Origin of the sequence: Pseudoalteromonas sp. SG41-2, from assembly GCF_014164535.1 — a bacterium.
Lineage (GTDB): Bacteria > Pseudomonadota > Gammaproteobacteria > Enterobacterales > Alteromonadaceae > Pseudoalteromonas > Pseudoalteromonas rhizosphaerae.
On record NZ_JACJFK010000012.1, the window covers coordinates 128,530 to 154,164 of the forward strand.

General features: G+C 39.5%; 24 protein-coding genes and 1 pseudogene. 10 read left to right on the top strand and 15 right to left on the bottom strand.

Annotation, left to right across the window (positions count from 1 at the left end):
• Positions 1-26 precede the first annotated feature (26 nt).
• Positions 27-974, top strand: a complete 948-nt coding sequence (locus tag H5186_RS11550) for a carbohydrate kinase (protein WP_182794476.1) — start codon at positions 27-29, stop codon at positions 972-974.
• A 90-nt stretch (positions 975-1,064) separates the two neighbouring features.
• Here H5186_RS11550 and H5186_RS11555 read toward each other — a convergent pair whose 3' ends face one another.
• The 3 genes from H5186_RS11555 to H5186_RS11565 all read right to left on the bottom strand — a co-directional run bounded on the left by H5186_RS11555 (position 1,065) and on the right by H5186_RS11565 (position 2,905).
• Positions 1,065-1,445, bottom strand: a complete 381-nt coding sequence (locus H5186_RS11555; RefSeq protein WP_182739483.1) for an STAS/SEC14 domain-containing protein — start codon at positions 1,443-1,445, stop codon at positions 1,065-1,067.
• A 125-nt stretch (positions 1,446-1,570) separates the two neighbouring features.
• Positions 1,571-2,263 carry a cupin domain-containing protein gene (locus H5186_RS11560; RefSeq protein WP_182794477.1) on the bottom strand — a complete coding sequence of 231 codons (693 nt, stop codon included), beginning with the start codon at positions 2,261-2,263 and terminating at the stop codon, positions 1,571-1,573.
• Positions 2,264-2,284: 21 nt separating this feature from the next.
• Positions 2,285-2,905: a glutathione S-transferase family protein gene (locus H5186_RS11565; protein WP_182794478.1), complete on the bottom strand. Its 621-nt coding sequence runs from the start codon at positions 2,903-2,905 to the stop codon at positions 2,285-2,287.
• Between the two features lie 180 nt (positions 2,906-3,085).
• On the opposite strand from H5186_RS11565, the gene H5186_RS11570 reads away from it, so the two are divergent.
• On the top strand, positions 3,086-3,604 hold the full coding sequence (locus H5186_RS11570; RefSeq protein WP_182794479.1) for a TetR/AcrR family transcriptional regulator: 519 nt from the start codon (positions 3,086-3,088) through the stop codon (positions 3,602-3,604).
• An 81-nt stretch (positions 3,605-3,685) separates the two neighbouring features.
• Here the strand turns inward: H5186_RS11570 and H5186_RS11575 are convergent, their stop codons facing one another.
• Together H5186_RS11575 and H5186_RS11580 are read right to left on the bottom strand one after the other, a co-directional pair.
• The gene (locus H5186_RS11575; protein ID WP_149981813.1) at positions 3,686-5,149 is read right to left on the bottom strand and encodes a carbon starvation protein A; all 1,464 of its coding nucleotides are present in this window, start codon (positions 5,147-5,149) and stop codon (positions 3,686-3,688) included.
• A 244-nt stretch (positions 5,150-5,393) separates the two neighbouring features.
• Complete coding sequence (locus H5186_RS11580; RefSeq protein ID WP_182767327.1) at positions 5,394-7,895, bottom strand: S8 family serine peptidase; 2,502 nt, start codon at positions 7,893-7,895, stop codon at positions 5,394-5,396.
• A 591-nt stretch (positions 7,896-8,486) separates the two neighbouring features.
• Between H5186_RS11580 and H5186_RS11585 the strand changes: the two genes are divergently transcribed.
• The 5 genes from H5186_RS11585 (at position 8,487) to H5186_RS11605 (ending at position 12,115) form a co-directional block, all read left to right on the top strand.
• Positions 8,487-10,001 (top strand): curlin, encoded by a 1,515-nt coding sequence (locus H5186_RS11585; RefSeq protein ID WP_182767328.1) that lies wholly within the window; start codon positions 8,487-8,489, stop codon positions 9,999-10,001.
• A gap of 33 nt (positions 10,002-10,034) precedes the next feature.
• A complete protein-coding gene (locus H5186_RS11590) occupies positions 10,035-10,436 on the top strand; it encodes a curli production assembly/transport protein CsgE (RefSeq protein WP_145234525.1) in 402 nt (133 codons plus the stop codon).
• Positions 10,426-10,866 (top strand): curli assembly protein CsgF, encoded by a 441-nt coding sequence (locus H5186_RS11595; protein ID WP_149981821.1) that lies wholly within the window; start codon positions 10,426-10,428, stop codon positions 10,864-10,866. Before H5186_RS11590 ends, H5186_RS11595 begins: the two co-directional genes overlap by 11 nt.
• Positions 10,867-11,640 (top strand): CsgG/HfaB family protein, encoded by a 774-nt coding sequence (locus tag H5186_RS11600; protein WP_145234530.1) that lies wholly within the window; start codon positions 10,867-10,869, stop codon positions 11,638-11,640.
• A 97-nt stretch (positions 11,641-11,737) separates the two neighbouring features.
• The gene (locus tag H5186_RS11605; RefSeq protein WP_182717635.1) at positions 11,738-12,115 is read left to right on the top strand and encodes a DoxX-like family protein; all 378 of its coding nucleotides are present in this window, start codon (positions 11,738-11,740) and stop codon (positions 12,113-12,115) included.
• Positions 12,116-12,425: 310 nt separating this feature from the next.
• Here H5186_RS11605 and H5186_RS11610 read toward each other — a convergent pair whose 3' ends face one another.
• The 4 genes from H5186_RS11610 to H5186_RS11625 all read right to left on the bottom strand — a co-directional run bounded on the left by H5186_RS11610 (position 12,426) and on the right by H5186_RS11625 (position 17,164).
• A complete protein-coding gene (locus H5186_RS11610) occupies positions 12,426-13,118 on the bottom strand; it encodes a response regulator transcription factor (RefSeq protein WP_182717650.1) in 693 nt (230 codons plus the stop codon).
• Positions 13,119-13,311: 193 nt separating this feature from the next.
• Entirely contained in the window at positions 13,312-14,808 is a 1,497-nt protein-coding gene (locus H5186_RS11615) for a trehalase family glycosidase (RefSeq protein WP_182794480.1), read from the bottom strand.
• Entirely contained in the window at positions 14,805-16,055 is a 1,251-nt protein-coding gene (locus tag H5186_RS11620) for a sugar MFS transporter (RefSeq protein WP_182794481.1), read from the bottom strand. The genes H5186_RS11615 and H5186_RS11620 overlap by 4 nt, the downstream gene beginning before the upstream one ends.
• Positions 16,056-16,156: 101 nt before the next feature.
• Positions 16,157-17,164 carry a LacI family DNA-binding transcriptional regulator gene (locus H5186_RS11625; protein WP_182717638.1) on the bottom strand — a complete coding sequence of 336 codons (1,008 nt, stop codon included), beginning with the start codon at positions 17,162-17,164 and terminating at the stop codon, positions 16,157-16,159.
• Between the two features lie 256 nt (positions 17,165-17,420).
• Here H5186_RS11625 and H5186_RS11630 point away from each other — a divergent pair, with 256 nt between their 5' ends.
• Positions 17,421-19,691: a TonB-dependent receptor gene (locus tag H5186_RS11630; RefSeq protein WP_182767330.1), complete on the top strand. Its 2,271-nt coding sequence runs from the start codon at positions 17,421-17,423 to the stop codon at positions 19,689-19,691.
• Between the two features lie 57 nt (positions 19,692-19,748).
• Here H5186_RS11630 and H5186_RS11635 read toward each other — a convergent pair whose 3' ends face one another.
• The 4 genes from H5186_RS11635 to H5186_RS11650 form a co-directional block, all read right to left on the bottom strand.
• Positions 19,749-20,954: a sugar efflux transporter gene (locus H5186_RS11635; protein ID WP_220491224.1), complete on the bottom strand. Its 1,206-nt coding sequence runs from the start codon at positions 20,952-20,954 to the stop codon at positions 19,749-19,751.
• A gap of 123 nt (positions 20,955-21,077) precedes the next feature.
• A complete protein-coding gene (locus H5186_RS11640) occupies positions 21,078-21,683 on the bottom strand; it encodes a GDSL-type esterase/lipase family protein (protein WP_182794482.1) in 606 nt (201 codons plus the stop codon).
• Complete coding sequence (locus tag H5186_RS11645) at positions 21,684-22,208, bottom strand: DsrE family protein (protein WP_182794483.1); 525 nt, start codon at positions 22,206-22,208, stop codon at positions 21,684-21,686.
• A 32-nt stretch (positions 22,209-22,240) separates the two neighbouring features.
• Positions 22,241-22,705, bottom strand: a complete 465-nt coding sequence (locus H5186_RS11650) for a flavodoxin family protein (RefSeq protein ID WP_182717641.1) — start codon at positions 22,703-22,705, stop codon at positions 22,241-22,243.
• A gap of 96 nt (positions 22,706-22,801) precedes the next feature.
• On the opposite strand from H5186_RS11650, the gene soxR reads away from it, so the two are divergent.
• Together soxR and H5186_RS23370 are read left to right on the top strand one after the other, a co-directional pair.
• Positions 22,802-23,263: a redox-sensitive transcriptional activator SoxR gene (gene soxR, locus H5186_RS11655; protein ID WP_182717642.1), complete on the top strand. Its 462-nt coding sequence runs from the start codon at positions 22,802-22,804 to the stop codon at positions 23,261-23,263.
• Between the two features lie 186 nt (positions 23,264-23,449).
• Positions 23,450-23,598, top strand: a pseudogene (locus H5186_RS23370) (ISAs1 family transposase); the annotation flags it as partial.
• A 313-nt stretch (positions 23,599-23,911) separates the two neighbouring features.
• Here H5186_RS23370 and H5186_RS11660 read toward each other — a convergent pair.
• The gene (locus tag H5186_RS11660) at positions 23,912-24,397 is read right to left on the bottom strand and encodes a hypothetical protein (RefSeq protein ID WP_182717643.1); all 486 of its coding nucleotides are present in this window, start codon (positions 24,395-24,397) and stop codon (positions 23,912-23,914) included.
• Between the two features lie 18 nt (positions 24,398-24,415).
• Positions 24,416-25,192: a hypothetical protein gene (locus H5186_RS11665; protein WP_182717644.1), complete on the bottom strand. Its 777-nt coding sequence runs from the start codon at positions 25,190-25,192 to the stop codon at positions 24,416-24,418.
• Positions 25,193-25,635: the final 443 nt, after the last annotated feature.

Below are 25,635 nucleotides of genomic sequence, written 5' to 3' on the forward strand. Positions count from 1 at the left end.
TTGCTAGGTTTTTTAGGATTTACAATATGACCAAATTACTTAGCCTTGGCGAGCTGCTTATTGATATGCTGCCGCAAGATTCTCAAAACAGTGCTTATTTGCCCATTGCTGGCGGCGCTCCTGCCAATGTAGCGGTAGGTTATGCCAAACTGGGCGGCAAAGCGGCTTTTTGTGGCGGTATGGGCGATGACTATTTTGCTAAACAATTAAGTAAATCGCTTGCGCAATATAAGGTAAGTACAGAGTACTTATTTACAATTAAAGACTCTCAAACGGCCGTGGTTATTGTCAGTTTGGATGAAACCGGTGAACGCAGCTTTAATTTTTATCGCCACAATACCGCCGATTTACTGTTAACGAGTGAGCATTTAAACCATATAAAATGGGATGAATTGAGTACCCTACACTTTTGTTCCAACACGTTAACTAATTTAGCCATTGCGCGCACCACGATCAATGCTTTAAAGCTGGCTAAAAACAACCATAAGCTAGTCAGCTTTGATGTGAATTTACGCTATAGCTTGTGGCAAAATAGCAATGACATTGAGCAAAATGTACACGCGTGTTACGCCTATTGCGATATTGTTAAACTATCGCGTGATGAGCTGAACTTTTTAGCTGAGCAAACACAGCAAGCACCTGATGATTATTTACAATCTATTTTAGATACAGGTGTTAAATTGGTATTTTTAACCGATGGCCCTGCACCGGCAACGGTTTACCATAACGTATTTACATTTACTGAAGCTGCACCAATTATTACGGCGGTTGATACCACCAGTGCGGGCGATGCGTTTATTGCCGGGGTTTTGTATTATTTAAATCATAATGATGAAAATATATTGCTCACGGATAAACTCAACAATCAGCAAATAGTAAAACGCGCTTTAAATTTCGGCCTTCGCTGTGGCTCTAAAGCCTGCTTAGCCAAGGGGGCTTTTCCAGCATTACCAATGTTAGTTGATGTAGTTTAAAAGATTAAAGCCCATGTTAATGCCAGTTAATTAGTATTGACTGGCATGAAACGATAACAGCGCTTGGTATTTAAGTATTTTATAAATACCCTACTCTTCTAGCCACTCAATTGCAGCTGTCGCATTTTCAAAATAGGCCATTTCACCTGATACAACGCGGTTTCCTATTTTAGCAATATTGGACTGCCATTTTTTATTGCCATAAATAGCAACTTTTTTCAGCTCTTTATTGTGTTTTATACCTAACTTTAAATCATCCCATGCGGCTCTAAAGCCACCGCCCTGAAACTCGATACTATCAATGAGTACATTTATTATTGGCTGTTTTACTTGCGATAAGGCTGAATCAATCATCGGGGGGATGGTTTTATAATCTTCGTGAGTAAGCTTGCCAACCGCTTTTAAGGTTAAGAAAAACTCACGGCCTGCGCCTTCAATATCAATAGATAAACCATGGTTTAAATGTGTCATAACTTAGTCTCATTTATACGTTAAGGTTTGAGAATACGTTAAGTTAGATTAATAAATTATGAAGCAAATCAAAATACAGCTGGGAAAGTACAAAGTGAGCATTTGCTCACTTTTTTATATAAGCTTTAAGGGTTTTCCAAGCGATGAATTTGCTTATCTACATCCGTTAAATGACCTGTTTTAAGCCAAACTTTTGCGCCTTCACTGCCTGCTTTAGCATTAACCATGCTGTTTATGGGAACTCTTAACCAACTGTTTTTTACAAGTGTATCGCCCTGCTCTTCAAGTGAACCTTCAAGTACTAAAAACTCAGCCCCACCGGGTGCATTTATCGCTATCTCGGCGTTCGCTTTAAAATGCATTAAACTCACCTCTTCAAAGGCGTCTTTATAAAGAGGAGCTACATTTACATCACTAAACTCAGCGTGAGGAACACCTTGCATGGTATTAGTTTGTAAACGTACATGCTCTCTGTCCTCTGGCTGAAACTGCCATAATTTTACAAATATAACGCAGCCGCTTTCGGAGCCTGGAGTATGCTTTGATTCGGGCGGATTACGAATATAAGAACCCTTGGGGAAATCACCATGTTCATCTTGAAAAACACCTTCAAGCACAATAAATTCTTCACCGCCGGTATGTGTATGGGCAGAAAAATGGCTATTTGGCGCATAACGTACAATGCTGGTTGCACGTGCAACCTCATCGCCTACTCTATCAAGTGGACGCCTATCAACACCCGCCATCGGTGACGCTATCCACTCGAGTGATTCACTGTGCACGACAACACGTTTGCTAAAGTCTGCTGCAATTTTCATATTTGCCTCCAAATTATAAATCTATTTAGCAATACTTGGACGCTGCGCGACCTTTTGTTGCCATGCAATTAAATGTGATAACTCACTTGGAATAACAATTTGTGCAAAGCCTGCAAACACCAGGCCGGCGTACAAAGTAATATCTGCAACAGTAAATTGCTCACCGGCAACATAAGCAGAATTGGCTAACACTGTATTAAAATAAACAAAACCTTGGTGCGCTTTTTCACCTTGCTTTGCTCCCCAAGCAACATTTTGATAGGTTTCAAGTGCTGGGCCTAAACCATCCGTTGCATGATGAAAGTAACTGGCTACCGCATCAAGGACCATTGACTCCGCACGCTTTTGCATCATATTAATCACCGCGCGTTCTTTTGCCTCAATACCCATTAATGAAGGGCCAGCAAAAGTGGTATCAATAAATTCAGTAATCGCGGTGCATTCTGCTATATATGTCCCGTCATCTAGCTCTAAAACAGGCACGCCTGCTAAGGGGTTTTTAGCTAAAAAGGCTTCAGTACGATGCTCACCATTTAATAAATCAACAGCAACAAATTCAACTTTGTCAGTCGCATTTTTTTCAGCAAGAGCAATACGTACACGTAATGGATTAGGAAAGTTTTCTACGTCATAAATTTTCATAATTATCTCTTTATATTTTTAACCATAGTTTGAACTAATACTGGCAAGAATAATCACCTACCTACTGATAGGTAATTTATATTAATATCTAGATTTTTGCAAACTTAAAAAATAAAAGAGCTTGAATATAACTACCTACTGGTTGATAATTTTTTGCAGCGATATGAAGGAAATTTTAAAATGACAAAAAAAGCAGCCCTGTTAAAAGCAGCAGAAAATAAGGTTAGACTTGGTGGCTATAGCAATTTTAGCTTTAGAGAGTTGGCGAATGAAATTGGTATTAAAAGTGCGAGTGTGCATTATCATTTTCCAACCAAAGCTGATTTAGGTGCTGAACTCGCGCATCAATATACGGATGCCTTTATCGCTGTGCTTGGCGAACCGGAGGCACACAAAGCAAACGGTAAAAATCCTATTGATATTTACACGCAATTATTTAGAAATGCGTTAGTTATAGATAAAAAGATGTGCTTATGTGGCTTACTTGGCGCACAAAGTGACAGTCTTCCTGATAAAGTGCGCGATGAAGTAAAACGCTTTTTCATTAAAAACTTAGCCTGGTTAACTCAAGCACATAAAATAAATGGAGAGCTTAATCCTGAACGTGCCGCGATTAAAACAGTGAGTTTATTAGAGGGCGCGATGATGATCAGTAACACCCTTGACGATATTAGTTACTTTGAACAAGCCATTTTCTAACAGGCATTACGTCACTTTAGAACTATAAAAAAAAGCGAGCTTTACAGCTCGCTTGTTACGTCATTAATACACTGCAGTGTATTAATTTACACGCACTTTATGTTTTGAATGTACTATAGCTAGTGCAATAAATCCTACCACAGCAACCACAACACCAATTGGTTTGCCCATATCACTTGATAAGTTAAGGCCAATTGCAGCGGTCATGATGTACGATAACGTAACGGCTGTAGCTATTACTGCAGGAATACTCGCAATCCAATGGAATGTTCCACGGTCAAATAAGTACTTAGTCGCAAGCCATAACACACTCGTAGAAAGCAGCATGTTTGAAAATGCGAAGTAGCGCCAAATAACAGAGAAATCGAGTTTTGTCATAAAGTATGCGATTGCTAAAATTGGCACCGCAAGCAATAAACGATTACGCAAACTTTGCGGAATATTAAACGCATCAACCACGGTTAAGCGCAGTGAACGAAACGCCGTATCACCTGAGGTAATTGGGAATACTGCTACTGCAATAATCGCCATAATTCCACCAAACACACCTAAATAACTGTTTGCTATATGATTAACCACTAAACCTGGGCCGCCTAAATCAAGCATTGCTTTTAAACCTGCATAGCCTTCTGGGAACGCAGCAATACCAGCCAGTGCCCATACACAACCAACAATACCTTCACACATCATTGCGCCATAATAAACTGGACGAACGTATTTTTCGTTAGTTAAGCAACGTGCAATAATTGGTGCTTGCGTAGAGTGAAAACCACTAATCGCACCACAGGTTATGGTAATAAACAATAATGGCCAAGTAGGTAATCCATCTGGATTTGGAGTTAAAAAGTCGTGGGCATGATCAGCTTCAAAATACGCTAAAAAATCACCTGCTACTGGTAAATGCGGCGCATTAATTAACAGTGATACAGCAATTGCAACTGTCATCACAATCATTAATAAACCAAAAACAGGGTAAAATTTAGTAATGATTTTATCAATTGGCAGTAAAGTAGCTAAAAAATAATAGGCCAAAATTGCCAAAACCCAAAAGGTATTATTGGCAAATATAGTATCTTTAAATACGTCTAAGTTACTTAATAATCCAGCGGGGCTCATTATGAATACCACGCCGACAAAAAACAGTAACATCGCCGTAAATATTAACATAAAGCCTTTAAATACAACGTTATAATATTTACCTGCAATTTCTGGTAAGCTTTTGCCATCCTCTTTGATACTCATAACACCTGAGTAAAAGTCGTGTACAGCTCCACCTAATACATTACCGAGTACGATCCAGACCAAAGCAATTGGTCCATATAGAGCACCTAGAATAGGGCCAAATATTGGGCCTACCCCTGCAATATTTAAAAACTGAATTAAAAACGCACGAACAGGATGAATTGCAACATAGTCAACACCTTCGCTAAAGCGTTTTTGTGGTGTATCAATGGTGGCGTCCATACCAGCTTGTTTTTCTACAAAGGGACTGTAGAACTTGTAACCTAATATTAAAATAGTCAGGCAGATAAAAAAGATGATCATAAGCACGTTTCTCTTTTTGTATTATAGAGCGCGTTGTCAGTCGCCCCGAATTTCAAACTATGGGTAATCGTTGAACGTTAGCAGAGCCTGTTAAAATCCACAATACGACTATCTGATAATATTATTAGATGTTTGAAGTGCCGAGTTTAACTATCAGGAACAATATAGTAGGCAATAAAAAAGCCTTGCAGGGGAACAGCAAGGCTTGGGACTTCACGGGGAATTATTTAAATGTTAAGTGCACTTATTCAAATGTCACTGTTACGATATTTGAACATACATCTGCTGTAACACAAACTTGGTAATCATAGGCTGGCAAAGTTGCATTACGTAAGAAGTCACGGTGACGGCCGTTATCAGTCGTTGTTCCTACAAACTCACCATTACGATATACATTAAGTGACTGAGCACCCACTTGTTCCCAGCTAAGATCAACACGCATAGTATTAAGGCGTGTTTTATTGGCACGTACCAAACTCAACTCTATCTCAACATCACTCACAACCACGGTTTGCGTTGTTGTATCAGTATTGCCTTCGCTATCAGTAACCGTAAGGCTAACGTCATAATTACCTGCTTGTGCATAGGTATGAGCGGGGCTTGCATCGGTTGACGTTGCACCATCACCAAAGTCCCAGCTCCACTGCGTGATATCATCATTTGCATCACGGCTGCTGTCTGTAAAGCTCACAGAAAGACCTTGTGCATCAAACTCAAAACCGGCCTCTGGTGGCTGCGGGCTGACTTCACCAATGGCACTAAATGTAAGTGACCAATTATTCAGCGTACCTGTATCTGCTGCATAGGTATCTTCAATATGTAATACCCAATCACCCGTTGCCACTTCACCATTAAAATCAGCTAAAGAGTAGCTTTGAACTATATCATCTGCGCTACCGCCTGATTGACTATGTAATGTAGAGCTTGTTCCGCTAGGCGAAGTTAACGTAACGATTAAATCACCAATGTAAGTATGTGAAATATCAATACTCGCTTGAGTTGCAAAAACAGTCAGTGGATCATTTACGGTGATCACAGAATCAACACCGTCAACATTGTTATCGGGGATTGCTACTGCGGTATCATTCGTATAGGTAAAATCATTTAAGCCAACAGGATCAACTAATAAGCTTACTGACTTCTGCTTAGCCAACTCGCCAGAAGATGCATTTACGCTAAAGTCATAGCGCCCCCATTGTGTTGACTCTTGAGTTGGCACACTAAGTATCACCACATCACCAGGCGTTGCAGTGTTTGCTGATAAACTAGCACCAGCTAAATCGCCAATTAATTCAAGATCTACAACCCCTTGCCACTGGGCAATTGAGCCAATTTCAAATGTATATGTTGCCGTTTCACCGGCAGTGATCTGCTGAGCTGTTGGTGTAACAGATAGTTTAAAGCTTGGTGTAGGGTCTGCCTGCTCAAGAGCTTGATTAGCGTTTAAGCGTTTGCCCGATACGGTCTTCCCTGCCAGTTGTGCATTATCATCGCCACTATCCATAAGCAGCTGTTTAAGCTCACTTGTTGATAAGTCAGGATTGAGTGATAGTACCAAAGCAGCGACACCCGCAACATGCGGTGTGGCCATTGATGTACCAGAGTAAGTGGCATAACCATTACCCGGTACGGTTGATAAAATAGCGCTCCCTGGTGCGGCTAAATCAACACTGGTTAAACCCCACTGTGAAAAGTCTGACATATTATCGTTACGATCAGTGCTGGCCACTGACAACACGCTTTCATGCTCATAATTGGATGGATAATGTGGATTTTGATCATTATCAACGGCGTCATTACCTGCAGCGGCAACAAATAAAATGTCAGCTTGTTCGCTGGCGGTTATCGCATCAGCAAGCGCTTGGCTAAAGCCACCACCGCCCCAACTATTATTTAGTACGCGAACATTTACACCCGCATTTTTCAGACTCACCATATAGTCAATACACTTAATAGCGTCGGATGTAGAGCCACTGCCTGATGCATCTAAGAACTTACAACCAACAATCGCCGCTTCATGATTAACACCCACAACACCATTATTGTTATTACCTGCAGCGCCGATTGTCCCTGAGACATGCGTACCGTGACCTTGGTCATCCATTGGGTCGCCAACATTTGTAATGGCATTAATACCATGCACGTCATCAATGTAGCCATTACCATCATTATCGATGCCATCGCCTGCGATTTCATTCGGGTTTATCCACATATTTGCCGTTAAATCACTATGACTGTGATCTACACCAGTATCGATAACGCCCACAACGACATCTTTACCACCTGTTGTAATTGACCATGCTTCGAGTGCATCTATATCCGCATCGGCCGTCCCACCAGATTGGCCTTCATTGTGTAACCCCCACAACTTTGAAAAATCAGGGTCATTGGGAGCCGTAGCAATATTCACGCGATAATCTGGCTCAACATATTCTACCGCTGCATGTGTTTGCAGTAATTTAATTGCTTGCTTGGTGCTCATGCCAGTTACTTCAAACTTAGCTAGACGACCAGATAAAATCGACGAATAGTTGTCATCAACACCATCTTTATTTAAATCACTTACTTTAGCTTTTACTAAACTGCGGGCTTGACTACGCATTGCCACAGAAGTGCCTTTTTTATACATAACGAGCAATGAGTCTTGAGAAGCTCGTGCTGAAGGATCTGCAGCAATGGTTGTTACTTGTGCTGCAGCTAAACATGGCAAAATAGCCAAGCTTAAAATAGATAATTTAGTTTTCATATTTTGTATCCATAGTTAGAAATATTAACTTAGCTTTGTTACTAAGTTTCGCTAACTTCACTACTTTTGAAATATCACTGGCAAGCACCATAAATGACAGAGAAAACCTAAACCAGACAAGAAAAATTCAATAAATTACTAAAAAACCAGTCTTTAACACTGTTTTTAACGGTCAATTTATTAACAACACAATCGTTTTTATGAGTAATTAGCGCTCAGTAGATGCCTTACTCGCCTCATCTTTTATTACCAGATTATTCAACATTCCAAGCTGATTACGGTGGAAAACAAGTAAGCAATTGAAAAGAAAGTAGATTAAAAATCATAAAAAGAGATGATTTCGAATATTACGTTTACACAATAAAGTTAACCGTCAATTGGTAGCAGTGCGTAAGTAAAAAAGCATTAATTGCATAAAACACAACACTGCATATCAATATAATTCTTCACTCACTTTTGTATGAGTGAGCTTTTTGCTCTTGATATCACAAAACTTAAATCGGCAAGGCATGCCGAACAAACTATGCAGAACATTAAGGTATCCACAACCCATTAATGACTGCTCTAATAATTATAAGTTAAGGAAAAATCATGAAGTTAAATAAATCTTTATTGACATGTGCAATCGCAGTTGCATTAAGTTCAAGCTTTGTTGCACACGCAAATATCGACGATAAAAACCAATCAACCTCTGTATTAGCAAGTCAAGTGTCAACTACTGCGGTAGGCAATGTCCTCACTATTGAACAAACATCATTGCAAGGTATGGGTAACGATGTAATGGTCACGCAACAAGGTGATGGCCTTGAAGCAAACGTAACAAGTTTAGGCGATAACAACAGCATTAATGTTGATCAAAAACAAATTCAAAACTTGTCTTTAACGTACGTAATAGGCGATAACAACACCCTAAGTCACAGCCAAGATGGTGAAGTTAATGGCGCTCTATCAGACATAACAGGCGATGATAACTCAGTCAATGTTGTGCAGTTTGGCACGGGCTTTTTTGGTATTAATAACGAAGCGATTAACGTAGTTCAAGGTGATGCTAACGACATTGCAGTTACTCAGCAAGATGGCGGCCATTGGTTTTATAATTTGGATTTGCAAGGTAATAGCAACAAAATTAGCGCATCTCAAGCAGGCCTTTTAAATGAAGCAACGCTGGCAACTATTAGTGGTGACGAAAACACCATTGAAGTTACTCAAAACGGCTTGTTTAACGCTTTTACACTTACTGAACTCGTTGGTAATACGAATGAAGTAGTAATAGCACAAGAAGGTAATTTCAACGGCGTTACGGTTACTTCTGTTCGCGGCGATGAAAACAGCTTAGAAATCGAACAAGCGGGTGATTCAAATACTGCGACTTTTGCAAGTGTTGAAGGAAACGAAAACACCCTATCAATCGACCAAGAAGGTAATACCAATACCTTCACATCTGAGTTATTTGCCGGTAATGACAATCAAGTTTCGGTTGATCAACAACAAGATAATAATCAAGTTGGGGCTGATGTATTAGGTGATAACAATGAACTCACTGTTATGCAAAATGGCTCAATGAACGAGACCTACTTGGGCACAATTGGCGCTGACAATGAATTCTCAAGCGTTCAAATTGGTAACGAAAACAGCGCTCACATCGCTAATTTTAATGGTCAAGGCAACGACGTTGATTTAGCTCAAGCCGGTGACATGAATACCGCTTTAATTCAATCTTCGTACCCTGACACATCGCTTACTTCAAACGATAATGACATTAATATCAGTCAATTAGGCAGCACAAATGAAGCAACATTAACCTTTGCAAGTGTGCTAAATAGTAATAACAATAGCGTTGATTTTAGCCAAAGTGGCGATCTGAATGCGATTGATTTAGTTATGGAAGGCAGCAACCATTCTATTGATATTTCGCAGCAAGGCGATATGAATATGGTAGCAGGTATCGATACGGGTGCATTTATCGTTGGTGGTGACAACATCAACTTCACAGTCACACAAGTAGGCAATGGCAACTTAGTTGAAGGTGCTATTACCGCTTCTAACACTTCAGTCGTGATCACCCAAGTGGGCGATTACAACACAGCAACTGTGAGCCAAGAATAAGGATATTGGGGGGCACGTCCCCCCATATTAAACATGACATTAGTTAGAACGCTTATTACCGCGCTAAGCCTGCTTTTTTTAACTACCTTTAGCCACTTATCTCAAGGCGCTGACGAATTAGAAATAGATGGCCTAGTGCTCGATCGCAGCATTAGTCGCTTTGGTCACCAGTTTTATTTTGAATTTTCAAACCTTTGGCGCGACCTACCCTCAACCGCTGGTTTTAATATAGAAATAAAAGAGACCGTACTTCCTCGGGCTGGCACAAAACTGACCTTAGTAATGAATAATCAAATTGTATATGTAACCTATTTAGGGCGTCGCTTGGAGCCTATTGATGAGCGTGTAGAACACGCTTTATACAGTGTTATGGATGCGATGGCGCGCTCTAATTTACATAAAGCTTCGCCCGATATGGCAAAAAATGGATGGTAAAATGGCCCCCTACTCAAGAAAATATATAACAACAATTATAATGATATTACTCCCCTTATCTGTATCTGCAACAGAGCTTGTGTATACCCCCATTAATCCAAGTTTCGGAGGTAGTCCACTCAATGCCAGTATGCTATTAAATAAAGCGCAAGCGCAAAATAAACATAAAGCACCAATAATTGAACAAAGCTACGCTGAGAAATTTCAAGATTCTCTAGAACGTACCTACTTAAACCGCATGGTAAGAGAGATCACTGATATTGCCTTTGGTGAAGATATAGATGAAAGTATTTTTAACCAAGATTCAATTTTTTTAAGTGGTGATTACGAAATTCAAGTGATCACCAGTACCGTAGATTCAATTACAGTGCGAATAACCAACACCACTGACAACAGTGTCGTGGTCATTGAAGTACCGAGGTTTAGCTAAATGAAAGCGCTATTTATTGCAGTACTTACCCTGGCATTATCCGCATGCAGTAGCATGGGCAATTTGATCCCACCTTCGCAACAGTTGGCCGCAAGTTTAACCCCCACTGAAACCTTTAAAGCACTTCAACAGTTACCAACACCTGCTGGCAGTATCGCTGTATCGGTATATTCTTTTCGTGATCAAACGGGGCAATATAAACCGCAAGGCAATGTTAGTTCATTTTCAACCGCCGTCACTCAAGGGGCTAATTCCATCTTAATACAAGCGCTGCACGAATCTGATTGGTTTATTCCGGTTGAACGTGAAGGTTTGCAAAATATTCTGACTGAAAGAAAAATTATTCGCGCCGCCCAAGCCGAACAGCCAAATGCTGTTGAATTACCACCACTGACCACCGCTAAAATCATTTTAGAAGGCGGTATAATTAGCTACGACACCAATGTAAAAACCGGTGGTTTTGGCATGGAATATTTTGGCATCGGCGCGTCAGAACTCTACCGCGAAGATGCAATCTCGATTTATTTACGTGCCGTAGACGTGCGTACTGGGCAAGTATTATTGTCCGTAGCCACCAGCAAAAAAGTGCTCAGCCAAGAGATGCGCGCAGGGTTCTTCCGTTATGTTAGTTATAAACGTTTAGCCGAAGCCGAAGCGGGTTTTAGTGATAACGAACCGATGAGCATTTGCGTAACCCAAGCAATTGAAAAAGCCCTCAGTGATCTAGTCATCAAAGGCATAGATAAAGGCATATGGGCAACAAAGCGTAGTTAATTAAACACTTAACATGATTGCTTTGGTAAATAGTTAATTCATTTACTAAGGCCACATGCTAATCTCTAAAATTAATCTTGCTTGAAAAGGAAGCTGTATGTCATCAGTCCAAATTGCCCGATATATCATTAGTTTTAGCTGGTTATACCACGGCATATTTCCAAAACTTGTGCATATTGCCCCGCTTGAAAAACTAATAACTGCAAGCCTTGGCTTTTCAGAATCGATGTCTTATTTAGTCACTAAATCGGCGGGGGTGGGCGAGGTCGCCTTCGCTATACTGCTATTTATATATTATCAATCTAAAATAATCATTGTTTTAAATATCATTGCATTAGTTGGGTTACTATTCTTTGTTGCTGCGCTACAACCACAACTTTTAGTTGAAGCATTTAACCCCGTGACTACAAACTTGCCAATTATTGGCCTAAGCTTAGTACTATTAAATAGCCTAAAAGCTCAGCCCAATAACTAAGTTGGGAAAATAATCTCAATGGTAATTACCGATTGAGTGCTATATAAAACAAAGGTTATACGTGCTCTGAGATCTGTTTGGCTAAAGCTGCAAACTCACTGTCGTCGGCTCTTTCACAATCGTGAGATGATAAATTTCAAAAACATACCTGTTCGCCCCACTCCCTCTAGCGCAGAGTCAAAAGTGCCAAGGCTCATCATCTTCCCAAACAGGATGATAAGGTGCTTTACCTGAAACAATATCACAAAATATGCAGTTACTAATGGTCCAGCCTACTGATTATAATTGGGCGTATATAATGGTTGATCTGTTAGTCATGCAACGGCAACCGTACCGCCATATAGCGCTGTGCCCAATTAGATAACTCAATACGATTTCGTGAATTGGTTTTTTTAAATGCGCTATAAAGGTGTGTTTTTACGGTGTGATCACTGATATTTAACCGCTCTGCGATACTATGATTATTCGCCCCTTGTGCGAGTAAATGGATCACTGACTTTTCACGTTTGGTTAGATTTGCTAGTGCTTCATGTTCACTATCAGCATCGTAGTTAGAATGTGGCTCAAAACGACTTACCATGGCGAGCACTTCATTAAATGTAGAAGAAATAATCTTGCGACTGAACCAAAGTTCATCATTAATGATCCGCATTAATCCGGTAAATACGTCTTCAGGAAGATCATTGTTATAAAAAACTCCCTTAAAGTTATTAAGTAATAAGTTTTTTTCACAAATAGCGTCAGAATGCGCATTAAACACAATTACAGGTTTCACTTTGGCTAAGGCTAATAAGTCTGCTGGTATTAAATTTTGCCAATTGCAGCCGCTGCTATCAATTAAGAAAAGATCAAACTCATTACGGTTGTCATTATGGGGGAGACTGTCGTCCATTTTTACTTTACTAAAAAATGCATCTAGCGTTTTAATTAAGTATGGATAACACTGTGAACGAACTGGCATTTTAAATACGGTTTTGATAAATACGGAGGTTGGTTGAATCATTGCATCTCGTCCTTGAAACATTTCGTTCACAATACCTAAAACAACTCCAATGTTCAACCTATTTCACTCAAATCTATTGATTTATAAAGAGAATAAAAATTCTAGACGTCTAGATACTTGACTGCCAAGTAGTTTAAAAGTCAACCCTTTTAACTATAAAACCTATTTAAATCAACCCTTTGTTACTAATTTGTTACTTTATTAAATGATAAAATCGAGAAGTAACTCCATTGGTCCAACCAAAGCCTTGCTGCACTTTGTACTCGCCACCTCCAGCTCTATTTTCAGGCTCATAAACATTGTATTTTTCGAGTAGACAGTGGTCGGTTTTAAAACTGTTTTCTATCATCTGTAACCAATTGCTCATTATGATGTTTGCATCTGCAACAAAGCCATACTGGTGAAATCCGTGTACAGCAAACCACTGCAGTGGTGCCCAACCATTAGGGCTATCCCATTGCTGGGAAGTCTCATTGAGGGTTGTTACTAATCCGCCTGGTTTTAAAAAGTCACTCATAAGCTTATTTTTAACCAACACCGCCTGCTCTTCGCTGGCACAATTGACAAATAATGGGACGGTGGCGGCAAGCGACAGCACTGTAGATTGTTGCTGGCTTTGATAATTAAAATCAACAAAAAACCCCATATCAGTACTGAATAAATACTGATTAATTGCCGCACGTCTTTGAGCTGCTTGTTGCTCAAAATACTGTTGCTTATTTGTATTGTTTAATACCGCAAAATAATGACCCAGCTGTTTTTCAAGGTAATAAAGTAAACTATTGAGGTCCACAGGAATGATATCTGTGGTTTGAATACTGGTAAGCTTATTATTACCCAGCCAGCGACTACTAAAATCCCAACCAGACTCGCACGCAGCTCTAATATTTCTATAGTAATTAGCTCTTTGCTGTTCAGGAAGTAATGAGGCATCATGCAAATCTTCACGCAGTGATTCTGGCCGTGGTGTTGCTTGATCATCCCAATAACGGTTAAGTAATGCACCATTTGCCATTTTTACTACACGCTTATGGCTTGATATTTGCTCACTCAGTAGCTCTGCCCCCTGCATCCAAAATGTATATTCTTGCTCAAGGGCAACAACGCAATCAGTTAACCATGCAAAGTCACTATTTTTACAGTATTTTGCTTGCCAAATTAAATCAACCATCAGCGCTAGAATAGGAGGCTGCGAGCGAGAACTATAGTAACTGCGGTTACCATTGGGAATACAACCATTACGATTTTGCAGATCAATAAAATTAGCAAGCATGGCTTCGATACTGTCTATATCGCCAATATCTTGCAAACCTAACGCAGTAAAATAACTATCCCAATAATATATTTCTTGAAAGCGCCCACCCGGTACTATGTAGCTGTGTTTAAGGGGTAATAAAGAGCTGGCTTTAGCTGTGTCTGCATTGCGATGCAAATACGGCCATAAATTAGCAATATAGCTTTGCACACTATCGCTGTTGCTTTGCTGAGTTGGGAGCTGTGTTGATTCAAACGTAAAATGCTGTGCTACAAATTCTGTTAACTGTGGTGTAGTAAGTGGTTTAACGCGTAAGTAAAGGTCGCATGCTAACTGCCAACTATCATTAGCAATCGCATCAGCAAAAGTTTTACTGTCACTAAATATAGCCGCCAGTTGCACATCTAAAAATAATTGGCTATTTACAAAGTTCATATCGTTCCTTTTTCTGGCACTGCGCCTAAGTTTACTGTCATTTTTTTAAATAAAGTTACACTGATCAACAACAAGCTAATTGGGATCAAGGTAAGATAAAAGGCATGTTGGCCACTAAATTTATCAAAGATGAAGCCGGTAATTACTGAACCAGTGGTGCCGCCTAATGCTGAAAAAACCACGATAAGTCCGGTCATAGCTGCCTGCTGGTGAGCGGCTAACGCACTGAGCATCACAGAGTTAAGTAATGGGTAAAGAGGAGCCATAAAAAAGCCAATGAGCGGCAGCATGTATGCTGCAAAAGGCACATCAAATACACTCGTTACTTGGCTGCCATCAATTTCATGAGTCAGCGGTAAAACTAGTAGCACCAGCACGGCCATAGCAACCAAGCAACTTAACAACAAACTATACCAGCCAATAACGCGTAATATCTGCCCCGCCACTAGTCTACCTAGCGCCAGTGCTGCGGCAAACACACTGGCCAATTGAATACTAATATCAACTGGCAGCTTAAGTACTTGATTATTAAAAGTAGGTAACCAAGTCCCTACCCCTTGCTCAATCAACACATATAAAAATGCACTGATAATAAATATAACCACTAGAGGTTTATAAGTGAGTGTTAGCATGTCAATAAAAGCTGCTAATTGACTGGTACGTAACGTTGCTTTTTGAGGTGCTTTTATTGGCGCTATAAGCACTGTAATAAAAGCCATACCCGCTAACAAAGCCAGCAAATAATACACGTTCAACCATGCTGTATTTTGCGCATTACTACTATCAATAAACCATGAGAACACCCAATAGCCAGATAACACCCCAAGCATAAAAATACCTTCAATGGTGTTAAGCAATGCTGAGTGCTGATTGGCGTTATCAGTGACTTGGCCAATAACCGAGTAAACGGATACTTTCATAATCGCGAAACTGCAACCGATCACAGCAAACAATACTTTGAACGCATAAAACTGTGCAATTGAGGGCATTAACAAGCACATTAAGGCAACCAACCCCAACGCTACAAGCATGGCCAGTTTATAGCCAAGTCGTGGAATAAATGATGCAACAATAAAAGAAACTATTGCTATGGTAAGGTCTTTATAGCCTTCTAAAATAGAAGCTTGCGTTTTTGTTATGTCAAAACTATTGATGGCTTGTAAAATTACGGTGCCAACACTATTGAGTAAAATAGCGAACACGAAATAGCTACACGCCAACGCTATGGTTATTCTTATTGGGTTCATACACGTTAACCTGATGTTGATTTCTTTTAGCATAGTGTAGCGCAAAATAAAATGCAAACGTTTGCATTTTATTTCTAAATTGAGTTAACTCACCCTACAGTTTATCCTTTGCTAGATTGACGATTAATTAATTCTATTTCAACAACTTGCGATTCAGCTGACTGGCCTTGTAACTGCGCTAATAATTTTTCAACCAGTAATACTGAGGCTCGCTGAGTGTTTTGTTTAATGCTCGAAAGTGATGGGTGACTCACATCTGCCATGGCAATATCATCAAAACCAACTAACGTAACATCGTTAGGAATACTGATATAGCGCTCTTTTAACGCTTTCATAGCGCCTAGTGCCACCATATCGCTGCACGCCATAATGCCGTCGAAACATAAACCTTTCGCGACTAGTAATTGGTTGATCCCGTGGTATGCTGCGCTACTAGTAATATCGATAGACACTACGTGTGCTATAGCGTTAGCCGTATTTAGAGCCGCTAAATAGCCACGGTAACGTTCGCCAATTTCAGCATGTCCTGGGTCTCCCAAAAATACAATATTTTTAGCGCCACCTGCTAATAAGTGTTCAGTCGCAAGACGACCCCCAACAAAGTTATCACTGCCTACAATGGGATAATTACTGGGAGTTTTTGGGTCACCCCAAACAACTAAGGGCACGCCTGCATTAGCGGCGGCTTCAATGTTTGCCGGATCTTTGCCTTGCCCAACCACAATAATGCCATCAGCCCGACGGCTATTGATAAAGTAATTAGCCCAGTCATCACCGGCCATAAATGAGTTTGAGAGTAGAAGTTCTAGCCCTTGTTTATTCAACGCGAGGTTTATCTCTCCGACTACCTTAAGCAAAAAAGGGTCGTTAATTGATTGCTCAGTGCCACTGTCGAAATTTATGATCACTGCTACAACATTGGTTTTTTGTGAGCGAAGGCGGCTCGCAGCCGTATTTAAACTGAAGTTATGTTGCTTTGCTAACTGCTTTAATTTATCTCTAGTTTCTTTTTTTATCAATGGGTTATCATTTAACGCACGAGAAACAGTCGAGGTTGATACTCCAGCAAGCTTGGCTAGATCCGCTAACTTTAGTTGTTTGTTATTCATTGCTAAGTACGAAGCCTTCCTTAAATCGTGAAGTTGCAATATACCATCATTATTAAAATTAGGCTGCGCCAAGGCCTAAATTTAGTCATAAACATAACCGTGTATAAAAATAATACAGAAAGTTAAAAAAATAATTGCAAACGTTTGCATAAAGTTCTAAGGTTTAAAAGAACACAGCATTAACATTTCATTAAATTAGTTAGTGCTTTGTTATTTATAGTTTTTTAAATAACGAACAAAAAATGGGAATACCAACATGACAACAACACACACACCAAGCAAACTTGCTTGCGCTATTATTTTAGCGCTATCCAGTCAAACCGTGCTTGCAGATCAACCAGCAACAAGCGCGCAAACAACCACAGATAAAAAAGTTGAACGCATTGTGGTTTCTGGCACACCTGCAGGTATGGGCGTTCGTAAAATTGATGCCAGCTATGCTGTGACAAATATTGATGCTGAGCAAATAATTAAACTATCACCAAAAAGTACTGCGGACTTATTTAAAGCAGTTCCCGGTGTGTGGGTTGAAAGCTCGGGTGGTGAATCTGGCGCTAATGTATTTGTTCGTGGTTTTCCTGGTGGTGGTGATGCGCCATTTTTAACCCTAAGCCTTGAAGGCTCTCCTATTTACCCAGCACCAACATTATCGTTTTTAGAAAACTCATCATTATTTAGAATCGACGAAACCATTGAAACCATGGAAGCATTACGTGGTGGTCCAAACCCAGTGGTTTCTAACGGCCAACCGGGCTTAACAACCAACTTTCGTTTAAAGCGTGGCAGCGAAGATACTCAAGGCTTATTTAAATACACCACCTCTGATTACGATTTGCAACGTGTTGATGCTGTTTTAAGTGGCGAAATCAGCGACGACCTATATTTTATGGTAGGCGGCTATGTAAAAAGCTCACCAGGTATTCGTGATGCAGGCTTTACCTCTGAGAAAGGCAGCCAGTTTACGGTTAATATCACCAAAGAACTCGAAAACGGTGAAATGAATTTCTACACTCGCCAAACAGACGATCATGGCGCATGGTACTTACCAACACCACTCAATGTTAATGGCATTGATGCTGAATATACCCAACTTGGCACACTAAACCGCCAAGCGACCATTTATACCGGGCCAAATAATGACGCGCACCAAGTTGATATTGGCGATGGCCGCGGTTGGAATGGCCATGTATCTGGCGGTAGTATTAAACTTGAATTTGACAATGGCTGGAGTTTTTCAGACCGCTTTAATATCACCAAAGGCGATGCTAATACACTTGGTTTAGTGCCCGCAGGCTCCGCAACAACACTAGGTGAAGTGGCTGATAATGGTCAGTCTGCAACAGGCGCCGCGACAGGCACAGCTTATGACAGTGATACACCCGTACAACAAGTGGGTCGTTGGGTGGTACTCAAAGAAATTAGTTCATTTACTAATGATTTAGCATTTTCAAAGCAATTTGAAGACCTCTCTGTTGCTGTCGGCTATTACACTGCAAGCACCTCTGCCAACGACTGGTGGAGCTTAGGCAATACGGCCTATCATGTTCTTGAAGCGGGTGGTGAAATGCTCAATGATATTACTTGTAATGAAAGCGCCGAAGGCTGTGACTTTAACTACGACATTAATTCATCAGGTGATGCACGCACTAATGCTTTTTATACCACGGCACAGTACAAGCTAAGCCAAGATCTCACTCTTGACGGTGGACTACGTTATGAAAGCCATGATGTACAGTACAGTGTTGATGAAGGCCTTGACGGTATTATCAATAAAACCGTTGATTACGATGAGAGTAAAACCTCATGGACAACCGGTTTAAACTATTCAATTAATGATGACATGGGCGTATTTGCTCGTGTTAACCGTGGTTATAAAATGCCATACTTCGATGATTTTAGAGATAACTACGTCGCATACCACCAAGACGGCGAGAAACTCATTAAAGAAGTCACTCAAGCTGAACTTGGCTATAAACTGATCACTCAAAGCACTGACTTTTTTGCCACTTTATTTACCAACGAAGTCAAAGGCGATACCTTTGTAAGTCGCCCAGACGTGCCCGCTGAAATCTTAACCAACGAAGCGTATGGTGTTGAACTTGATTACAACTTTAATCATGAATCTGGCTTTTCTGTTAATTTAAATACTACATTACAACAAACAGAAATCACGAAAAGTCCAAAAAATAAAGGCAAAGAAGCACAGCGCCAACCTAAATGGCAAGTACGTGTAACACCAAGCTATGACTTTGAAGTAGACGGCATGTACGCCACACTCTATGGTACTTTGTCAGCAGTGGATGACCGCTTTGGTAATAATGAAAACACCGTGACACTTGATGGCTACGAAAAAGTTGACTTAGGTTTTATCCTTGAGCCAATGGAAGGGATCAAACTGCAATTAGCAATTGATAACTTAACCAACGAGCAAGGTATTACCGAAGGCGACCCACGTAATGCTGACGCCCCCAATGGCCGTTACATTATGCCTCGTACAACACGCTTAAGCGTAAGCTACGAATTCTAACCCTCATCTCTCTGGATCAATACCCAAAGCCGTGGTGGTTAATACACTGCGGCTTTTTTAAATCACGTTTTGAACAAAAAGCTGCTCTTGCGACTCGCTCTCTTGGCGCTTTAAATAACTAAATATTATTAAAAAAGTCATAGCAATGCTTGCCGCAATAAGCGAGCCTAGCGTGGCAAAACGAAAACTAAACCACTGTGCAATTAAACCGGTACTGGCAGTGCCAAGCATGACCCCTACTTTAATGGCATTGCCATAAAAAGCAGAGGTAAAACCAATTCGTGATGGTAGCTGCTCTTGTAAAATAGTCAGGCCGATACCCGCAAAGATCCCATAAAAAATAGCATTTACACCTTGCAGTACAAAGAATTGCCATACTTGATCGGCAAAAAATACGCCAATATAGAACAAAATAGCGCAACTAAAAGCAAAACCTAACAAGCCTGTTTTAGTGATGCGTTTACTGAGCTTTGCGCTATACAACATCACAGGGATCTCGATTAATGCCACCATGCCCATAAATATTCCAGGTATATTATTAGCAAAGCCCAGTTCATTTATTGTATAAAGCGGTAAGGCACTGGCGTACATAATATTGCCAATTGAACCAAAGGTTATAGCAGCCCCTAAGGCCCAAAATGATTGATTGATCGGCTGATTTGGCTCAGCTTTCTTAGCTCTGTCGTTAGCATTAACACTGGGCAAAAACTTCATTGCAAAAATTAATGCCAACAACGCAAACGTAGCTGCGGTATAAAATGAGCGACTAAAGGCAACTCCTGATGCAAGTAAATAGCCAAGCGGCGGGCCTGCGACCCATGCAAATGAAATTGCCGCTCTAAGGCGAGTATTAAACTGGGTGATATCAATATGATCTTGCTCATCAGCCCACTGGCGAGCAATAGTCATAACTTGCGGTATCGCGGCATTGCCCATTGAAAGCAAGAGTACTCCGGCAGCAAATACCTGCCAAAAAGACGTTGCGTTAGCGAATATGATTAACGCCATCCCCATGCCAGAGACCGCAATCATAAACATCTTTTTAGCGCTCACGCCCTTATCGGCCAATCCACCTAACCATTGGCTAAAAAGAATGCCCATCAAAGTGACACCTGTAGTGTACACACCCAAATATATAGGTGGACTTTGTAAGCCTTCAACAATAAACAAACTCATTAGTGGATTAACAAATGCGCCTATTAAGCCCGTTAATAAGCTTAACAAGATAAATACCACACCATATTGTTTGAATATCGACTTCAAAAAACACCATACAGACACTAAAAATAAGCCGCGCATTATACGCGGCTTTAAGTAATATTAAAATACAAAGCGGGTTGTTTAATAATCACGATATACTCTCTATAGTTGATGAGCAAAACCTTCTCATTGTGTCAATAAGCTAACTAAGTGCTCAGCAAGTAAGCTATGTGTAGCTGGTGCTAAGTGAATCCCTTCATCAGAACATGGATTTACTTGCGAATAAGCATCTAAAAAATTACATCGATGCAATTTTGTAACGTCAGCAAAGTGTTGTGCTAACTGTTGTGATTTAATTTCAGCACCAGCATAAATACGTTGATATTGATTAACTTCATAAACTTTAGGCGGGCTAATAATAATACGTTTTGGTAAAGTGGTATTACTATAAAAGTTATCTATCTCAAGCAGTAACTGATTTAAGCCCCGCGAAATTTGCTCTGGTGTTAAGTCAAAGCGCGCTTTTAAATCATTAGTACCGAGTTGAATAATAACAACATCAACAGTATGTGCTTCCAAATACGGTTTTAAATACTTAATGCCCGATTTGTCGCCCATAAACGGGGGATTATTGACTAAAGTACGATTAGGCTCCCCGGCTTCAATCACTTCAAAGCCTGTGCCCAACAGCTGCTTTAATAAAGTAGGCCAGCGTTCAGTTTCGCTCAGCCGTTTCCCATCAACAGGAGAAATACCAAAGGTATTAGAGTCGCCAAAACACAAAATATTCATTTAAAATGGATTCAGCGTGTAGCCTTGTTGCTGTAACTGGGCGTGAGCGGTCATTGCAGAAAGCGCCATTTTCACTCCAGGGATAAGCTGCTCTGCTGCTACCTTCATATGCATTGCCGACTGCCCGCACACATATACCTGCGTGTTATTAGCAAGCAGCTGTTTAATTAAAGATTCGGTTTTATTATCAACATCAAAGCGGCTTTTATAAACGCTGTTTTCCAGCACATCAACACTCGCGCTACCGTGTACAACGAGAGCTAGCTGGATGTTTTCCGGCTTTACCCCATGGGCAACATGCATATTGATAAAGCGCGCTAACGAATTAATATGATTATTTTGCGCGCCTTTTTCAGCGCCATCTCCTACATCAAAGGCAATTTTAAACTGCGCTTGGCTTAAGTCTGATACATGAGCTGGTACATTGTAAAAATAACCAAAGTCATTGATAACAGGAGTTGGCTCAGCAGCGATCGTTGTTAAGCTAGTTGCAAGAAGGCCAAAGCCTAAAAGTGAAGTTTTCATAAATCATCCTTTTTAGTTTAGCCTACCCGTATTTAACCAGCCTGTACATGTGAATGAGCTTTAAAAGTCATTCCTAAATAATTAAAGGTTTGTTTAAACATGTCTATAAATGCGTCTGGCGCAGAGGGAGATGAGGCATTAGACAATAGTGAAAACTGTTTTTGACGTAAAGTTCTAAGCTTCGGTTTTAACGCCTCGTCATCCATGTAATCTGTGATCCTATCCATAAATGCTTTCATTTGTGGCGTGGTGTTATACCAGTACACAGGCGATGCGAACACCCAATGTTCGTAGCGAAGTAACACTTCAAACAAATTATAAAAATCATCATTGTGATACTGCTTATCGTAGCGATAAGGTGAAATAACATAATCATCTAAGCAAAAAACAATGCCGCTTTGTTGCTTACTATAGGCATTAACTTGCGCCGTAGTATTACCGTTTTTACGGCCACTTGAATAAATAATAGCGGTGTTATGCATTGATTTTTCTTGCATTTTATTTCTCCTTTTTTATGGTTGCAAAGAGCATAAAACCTCAAGTAAGATTGAGGTCAACCTTAAAAATTGATTTTTAATAAAAAAGAAGAAACTATGACCGATCAACAAAAAAAACTTGTTGAAGCTAATTTAACTGTGGGCTTTGTAGCTAAACGCAGCGGCGTAAAAGTCTCCGCACTACACTTTTACGAAACCAAAGGCTTGATCCGCAGCTGGCGGAACAACGGCAACCAACGCCGTTATAAGCCTGATGTACTGCGCCGTGTGGCGGTCATCAAAGCAGCGCAAGCAATGGGCATTACTCTTGAAGAAATCAAACAAACCCTCGCCACTTTACCTGATAAACGTACCCCCACTAAAGAAGATTGGTCAACATTATCAAAAAACTGGCAAGCACAACTTGATGAACGTATTGCTTTTATGCAGCGCCTACGCGACAGAGTCGACGGCTGCATCGGCTGCGGTTGCCTGTCAATGACAAAGTGCCCGATTTACAATAAAGACGATTACTTAGGCGATACCCAAAGTGGTGCAGTGCTATTAGTAAATGATTAATCTAAAACCTCATACAATTTGCAGCTAAATACACAGAGCAACAAATTATAAGCGCTAAAACATAAGAATTTTTCGATTTTAAATTAACAGTAATCAATCAGATAGATGTGATGTGCTTTATATAGTTAGCGCATTTGCATGAGAAAGTAGCGTCATTTTGGCAAAACCCCCTGTTGATAAAAATAGAATGAAATAACATCGTTACCGAAACGCCTTGTATTACTAGAGATAAAAAGTGCTTAGTAACGATTGATACAATGGATGTCAAAAACCAATTGCAGAAAAAATAGTTAGTAAAGAAGCCAATTACTTACTTGCAGTGAAAGCGAACCATAAAGAGCTACTGTCGCAAATAGAAGACGCTCAATTGCTTGAGATAACACAACAAGCGTATGAAGGAGTTTTGTTTAATGAAGCCGATTATCCAAGAAATAGAGAAGAAATTAGGTGCTCTGCAGTTAACTATAACGTAAATGATTTATCAAAAACGATACACTGGGAAGGCATAAAACAGTGGGTTTATTGTCTCTTTTAGAACAGAATAAGGCAATGTAAGCAATGAGGTTTTATAGTGTTTAAACAGGTAAAAATAAGGTTAGTAATGATCTATGTGTAACATTAACATAAATCATTACTGTAATTTATAAATTAATAAAGTGCTTTAATTTTCTTAGCAAAATCAGAAGCATTACGAGACATTTTATGTCCAGTCTCAACAGTTAAAGCGTTATCTGCTAATGAGAACTCACTTGCAGAGTCTGAAAAGTCATCTTTAGCTGTAACATTTATTTTAGTTAACTTAGCAATCTCTTCTTTATAATCCACATCATCTTTACAAATTGCAGAAAGAGCCTCAAGTGTTGCAACAGTTCTTTGGCCTGAATGAGCAATAACCCACTGGCTTTGATAATTATCTTTAGCTAATTTATCTTTATTCGCGGCGATCATTTTTTTATAATCTTCCCAATCGACTTTTACATCTAGTGAAGCATTACCACAAGCCGCTTTAACTTTATCAACCTCTGCTGAAATACTAGCATCAGCTGCTCTAATAGCCTTTTTGTCTTTAATAGATGCATATGAAGCTGTACTAAATAACGTAATAATAATACCCGCTAAAATTTTATGTTTCATTTTCTTTCCTTGTAGTGATTAAAATATATCGTAAATTAGTTTATAACTGGTTTCTGGCAAATTAGTAACATCATCACCAATTTCAATAATCAGCACACTGTTTGACATTTTTGCTTGATGCTTATCTGCTACAACAGATGGAATAAGCTGAATTTTTTCTATCCCTTGTACAGCCTCCAAATAATCGTGGTCGATGGTACAAATATTTTCTAATGCATTCATATAAGCCGATAATTTAGCAGGACTAGTTTTTAGTTTTTGAGATTCAAACTGTCGCCAATCTATATCGATTTCAATATTCGTTTCACATGTTGTAGAAAATGAACTAACTGATTTTTCAATAAGTTTTTTGGCAGCAATTTTACTAACAACATTTAATTGCCTTACTTGATATTGCTCTTTGACTTTATTAACTTTTACAATATCTGCCAAGCCGGAATAAATAACTTTTGTAACTGTATCATTATCGAGATATACACTTGAATAAGAAACTAATGTTCCTGAACGAACAGTTTTATGACCTTCATTTTTAAAATTAACATCCGGCATTCCAAGCAATTTTAAATAATAACCATCACCAATGTCATTCTTGAATTTTTTATAAAGTAAGGTATTACCATCATAATGATGTTCAAAGCCATTGTAATTTACATAGTAAGTATTTTCATCCTCAGCTGGAACAACTGTCAAAGTAGCAGAAAATTCAGAGTCAAAGCTATGGTAAACCTTTGGGTTTTCTTGAGCCATAGTTGTAAATGAAGTGATAATTGTTAAAAATATAAAAAGATAATTCATGATCGATAGTTAATCCTTTAACTTATATGTATTAAAATAATGCAGGTAATAGTAACTTTAAATCCAATTAAAATTGACTACTAAATAACAACGTTACTATACGCAATCATAAATCAAAATTCAAAATTTTATTACACTAAAATAAGAAACAATAACAACATGATAAATTAATTTTTTGTAACCCTATAACTTATAATATTTACATACATTCAACTTACGATCATCGAAACAAAGTAAAGTTGATTAGGTGAATTTTTGCCACAGTATTTTACCAAATTTGATCTCACTTTCAGAATTAGTGTTATCCGCGTATTTCCACCAGGGCAAGAGCATGAAAAAAGCCTATGATTTCAATACCTTTTCAAGGTAACCTGTACTGCGCATAGCTTTTTTCTGTTTTGCGGGCATGCCTTTATTAAAGCTTGTTTCTGCTTTTAGCTGAT

What these genes read in the sequence shown, in the direction of transcription:
- H5186_RS11550 (WP_182794476.1), top strand. Translation starts at nt 27, where the DNA reads ATGACCAAATTACTTAGCCTTGGCGAGCTGCTTATTGATATGCTGCCG.
- H5186_RS11555 (WP_182739483.1), bottom strand. Translation starts at nt 1,445, where the DNA reads ATGACACATTTAAACCATGGTTTATCTATTGATATTGAAGGCGCAGGC.
- H5186_RS11560 (WP_182794477.1), bottom strand. Translation starts at nt 2,263, where the DNA reads ATGAAAATTGCAGCAGACTTTAGCAAACGTGTTGTCGTGCACAGTGAA.
- H5186_RS11565 (WP_182794478.1), bottom strand. Translation starts at nt 2,905, where the DNA reads ATGAAAATTTATGACGTAGAAAACTTTCCTAATCCATTACGTGTACGT.
- H5186_RS11570 (WP_182794479.1), top strand. Translation starts at nt 3,086, where the DNA reads ATGACAAAAAAAGCAGCCCTGTTAAAAGCAGCAGAAAATAAGGTTAGA.
- H5186_RS11575 (WP_149981813.1), bottom strand. Translation starts at nt 5,149, where the DNA reads ATGATCATCTTTTTTATCTGCCTGACTATTTTAATATTAGGTTACAAG.
- H5186_RS11580 (WP_182767327.1), bottom strand. Translation starts at nt 7,895, where the DNA reads ATGAAAACTAAATTATCTATTTTAAGCTTGGCTATTTTGCCATGTTTA.
- H5186_RS11585 (WP_182767328.1), top strand. Translation starts at nt 8,487, where the DNA reads ATGAAGTTAAATAAATCTTTATTGACATGTGCAATCGCAGTTGCATTA.
- H5186_RS11590 (WP_145234525.1), top strand. Translation starts at nt 10,035, where the DNA reads ATGACATTAGTTAGAACGCTTATTACCGCGCTAAGCCTGCTTTTTTTA.
- H5186_RS11595 (WP_149981821.1), top strand. Translation starts at nt 10,426, where the DNA reads ATGGATGGTAAAATGGCCCCCTACTCAAGAAAATATATAACAACAATT.
- H5186_RS11600 (WP_145234530.1), top strand. Translation starts at nt 10,867, where the DNA reads ATGAAAGCGCTATTTATTGCAGTACTTACCCTGGCATTATCCGCATGC.
- H5186_RS11605 (WP_182717635.1), top strand. Translation starts at nt 11,738, where the DNA reads ATGTCATCAGTCCAAATTGCCCGATATATCATTAGTTTTAGCTGGTTA.
- H5186_RS11610 (WP_182717650.1), bottom strand. Translation starts at nt 13,118, where the DNA reads ATGATTCAACCAACCTCCGTATTTATCAAAACCGTATTTAAAATGCCA.
- H5186_RS11615 (WP_182794480.1), bottom strand. Translation starts at nt 14,808, where the DNA reads ATGAACTTTGTAAATAGCCAATTATTTTTAGATGTGCAACTGGCGGCT.
- H5186_RS11620 (WP_182794481.1), bottom strand. Translation starts at nt 16,055, where the DNA reads ATGAACCCAATAAGAATAACCATAGCGTTGGCGTGTAGCTATTTCGTG.
- H5186_RS11625 (WP_182717638.1), bottom strand. Translation starts at nt 17,164, where the DNA reads ATGAATAACAAACAACTAAAGTTAGCGGATCTAGCCAAGCTTGCTGGA.
- H5186_RS11630 (WP_182767330.1), top strand. Translation starts at nt 17,421, where the DNA reads ATGACAACAACACACACACCAAGCAAACTTGCTTGCGCTATTATTTTA.
- H5186_RS11640 (WP_182794482.1), bottom strand. Translation starts at nt 21,683, where the DNA reads ATGAATATTTTGTGTTTTGGCGACTCTAATACCTTTGGTATTTCTCCT.
- H5186_RS11645 (WP_182794483.1), bottom strand. Translation starts at nt 22,208, where the DNA reads ATGAAAACTTCACTTTTAGGCTTTGGCCTTCTTGCAACTAGCTTAACA.
- H5186_RS11650 (WP_182717641.1), bottom strand. Translation starts at nt 22,705, where the DNA reads ATGCAAGAAAAATCAATGCATAACACCGCTATTATTTATTCAAGTGGC.
- soxR (WP_182717642.1), top strand. Translation starts at nt 22,802, where the DNA reads ATGACCGATCAACAAAAAAAACTTGTTGAAGCTAATTTAACTGTGGGC.
- H5186_RS11660 (WP_182717643.1), bottom strand. Translation starts at nt 24,397, where the DNA reads ATGAAACATAAAATTTTAGCGGGTATTATTATTACGTTATTTAGTACA.
- H5186_RS11665 (WP_182717644.1), bottom strand. Translation starts at nt 25,192, where the DNA reads ATGAATTATCTTTTTATATTTTTAACAATTATCACTTCATTTACAACT.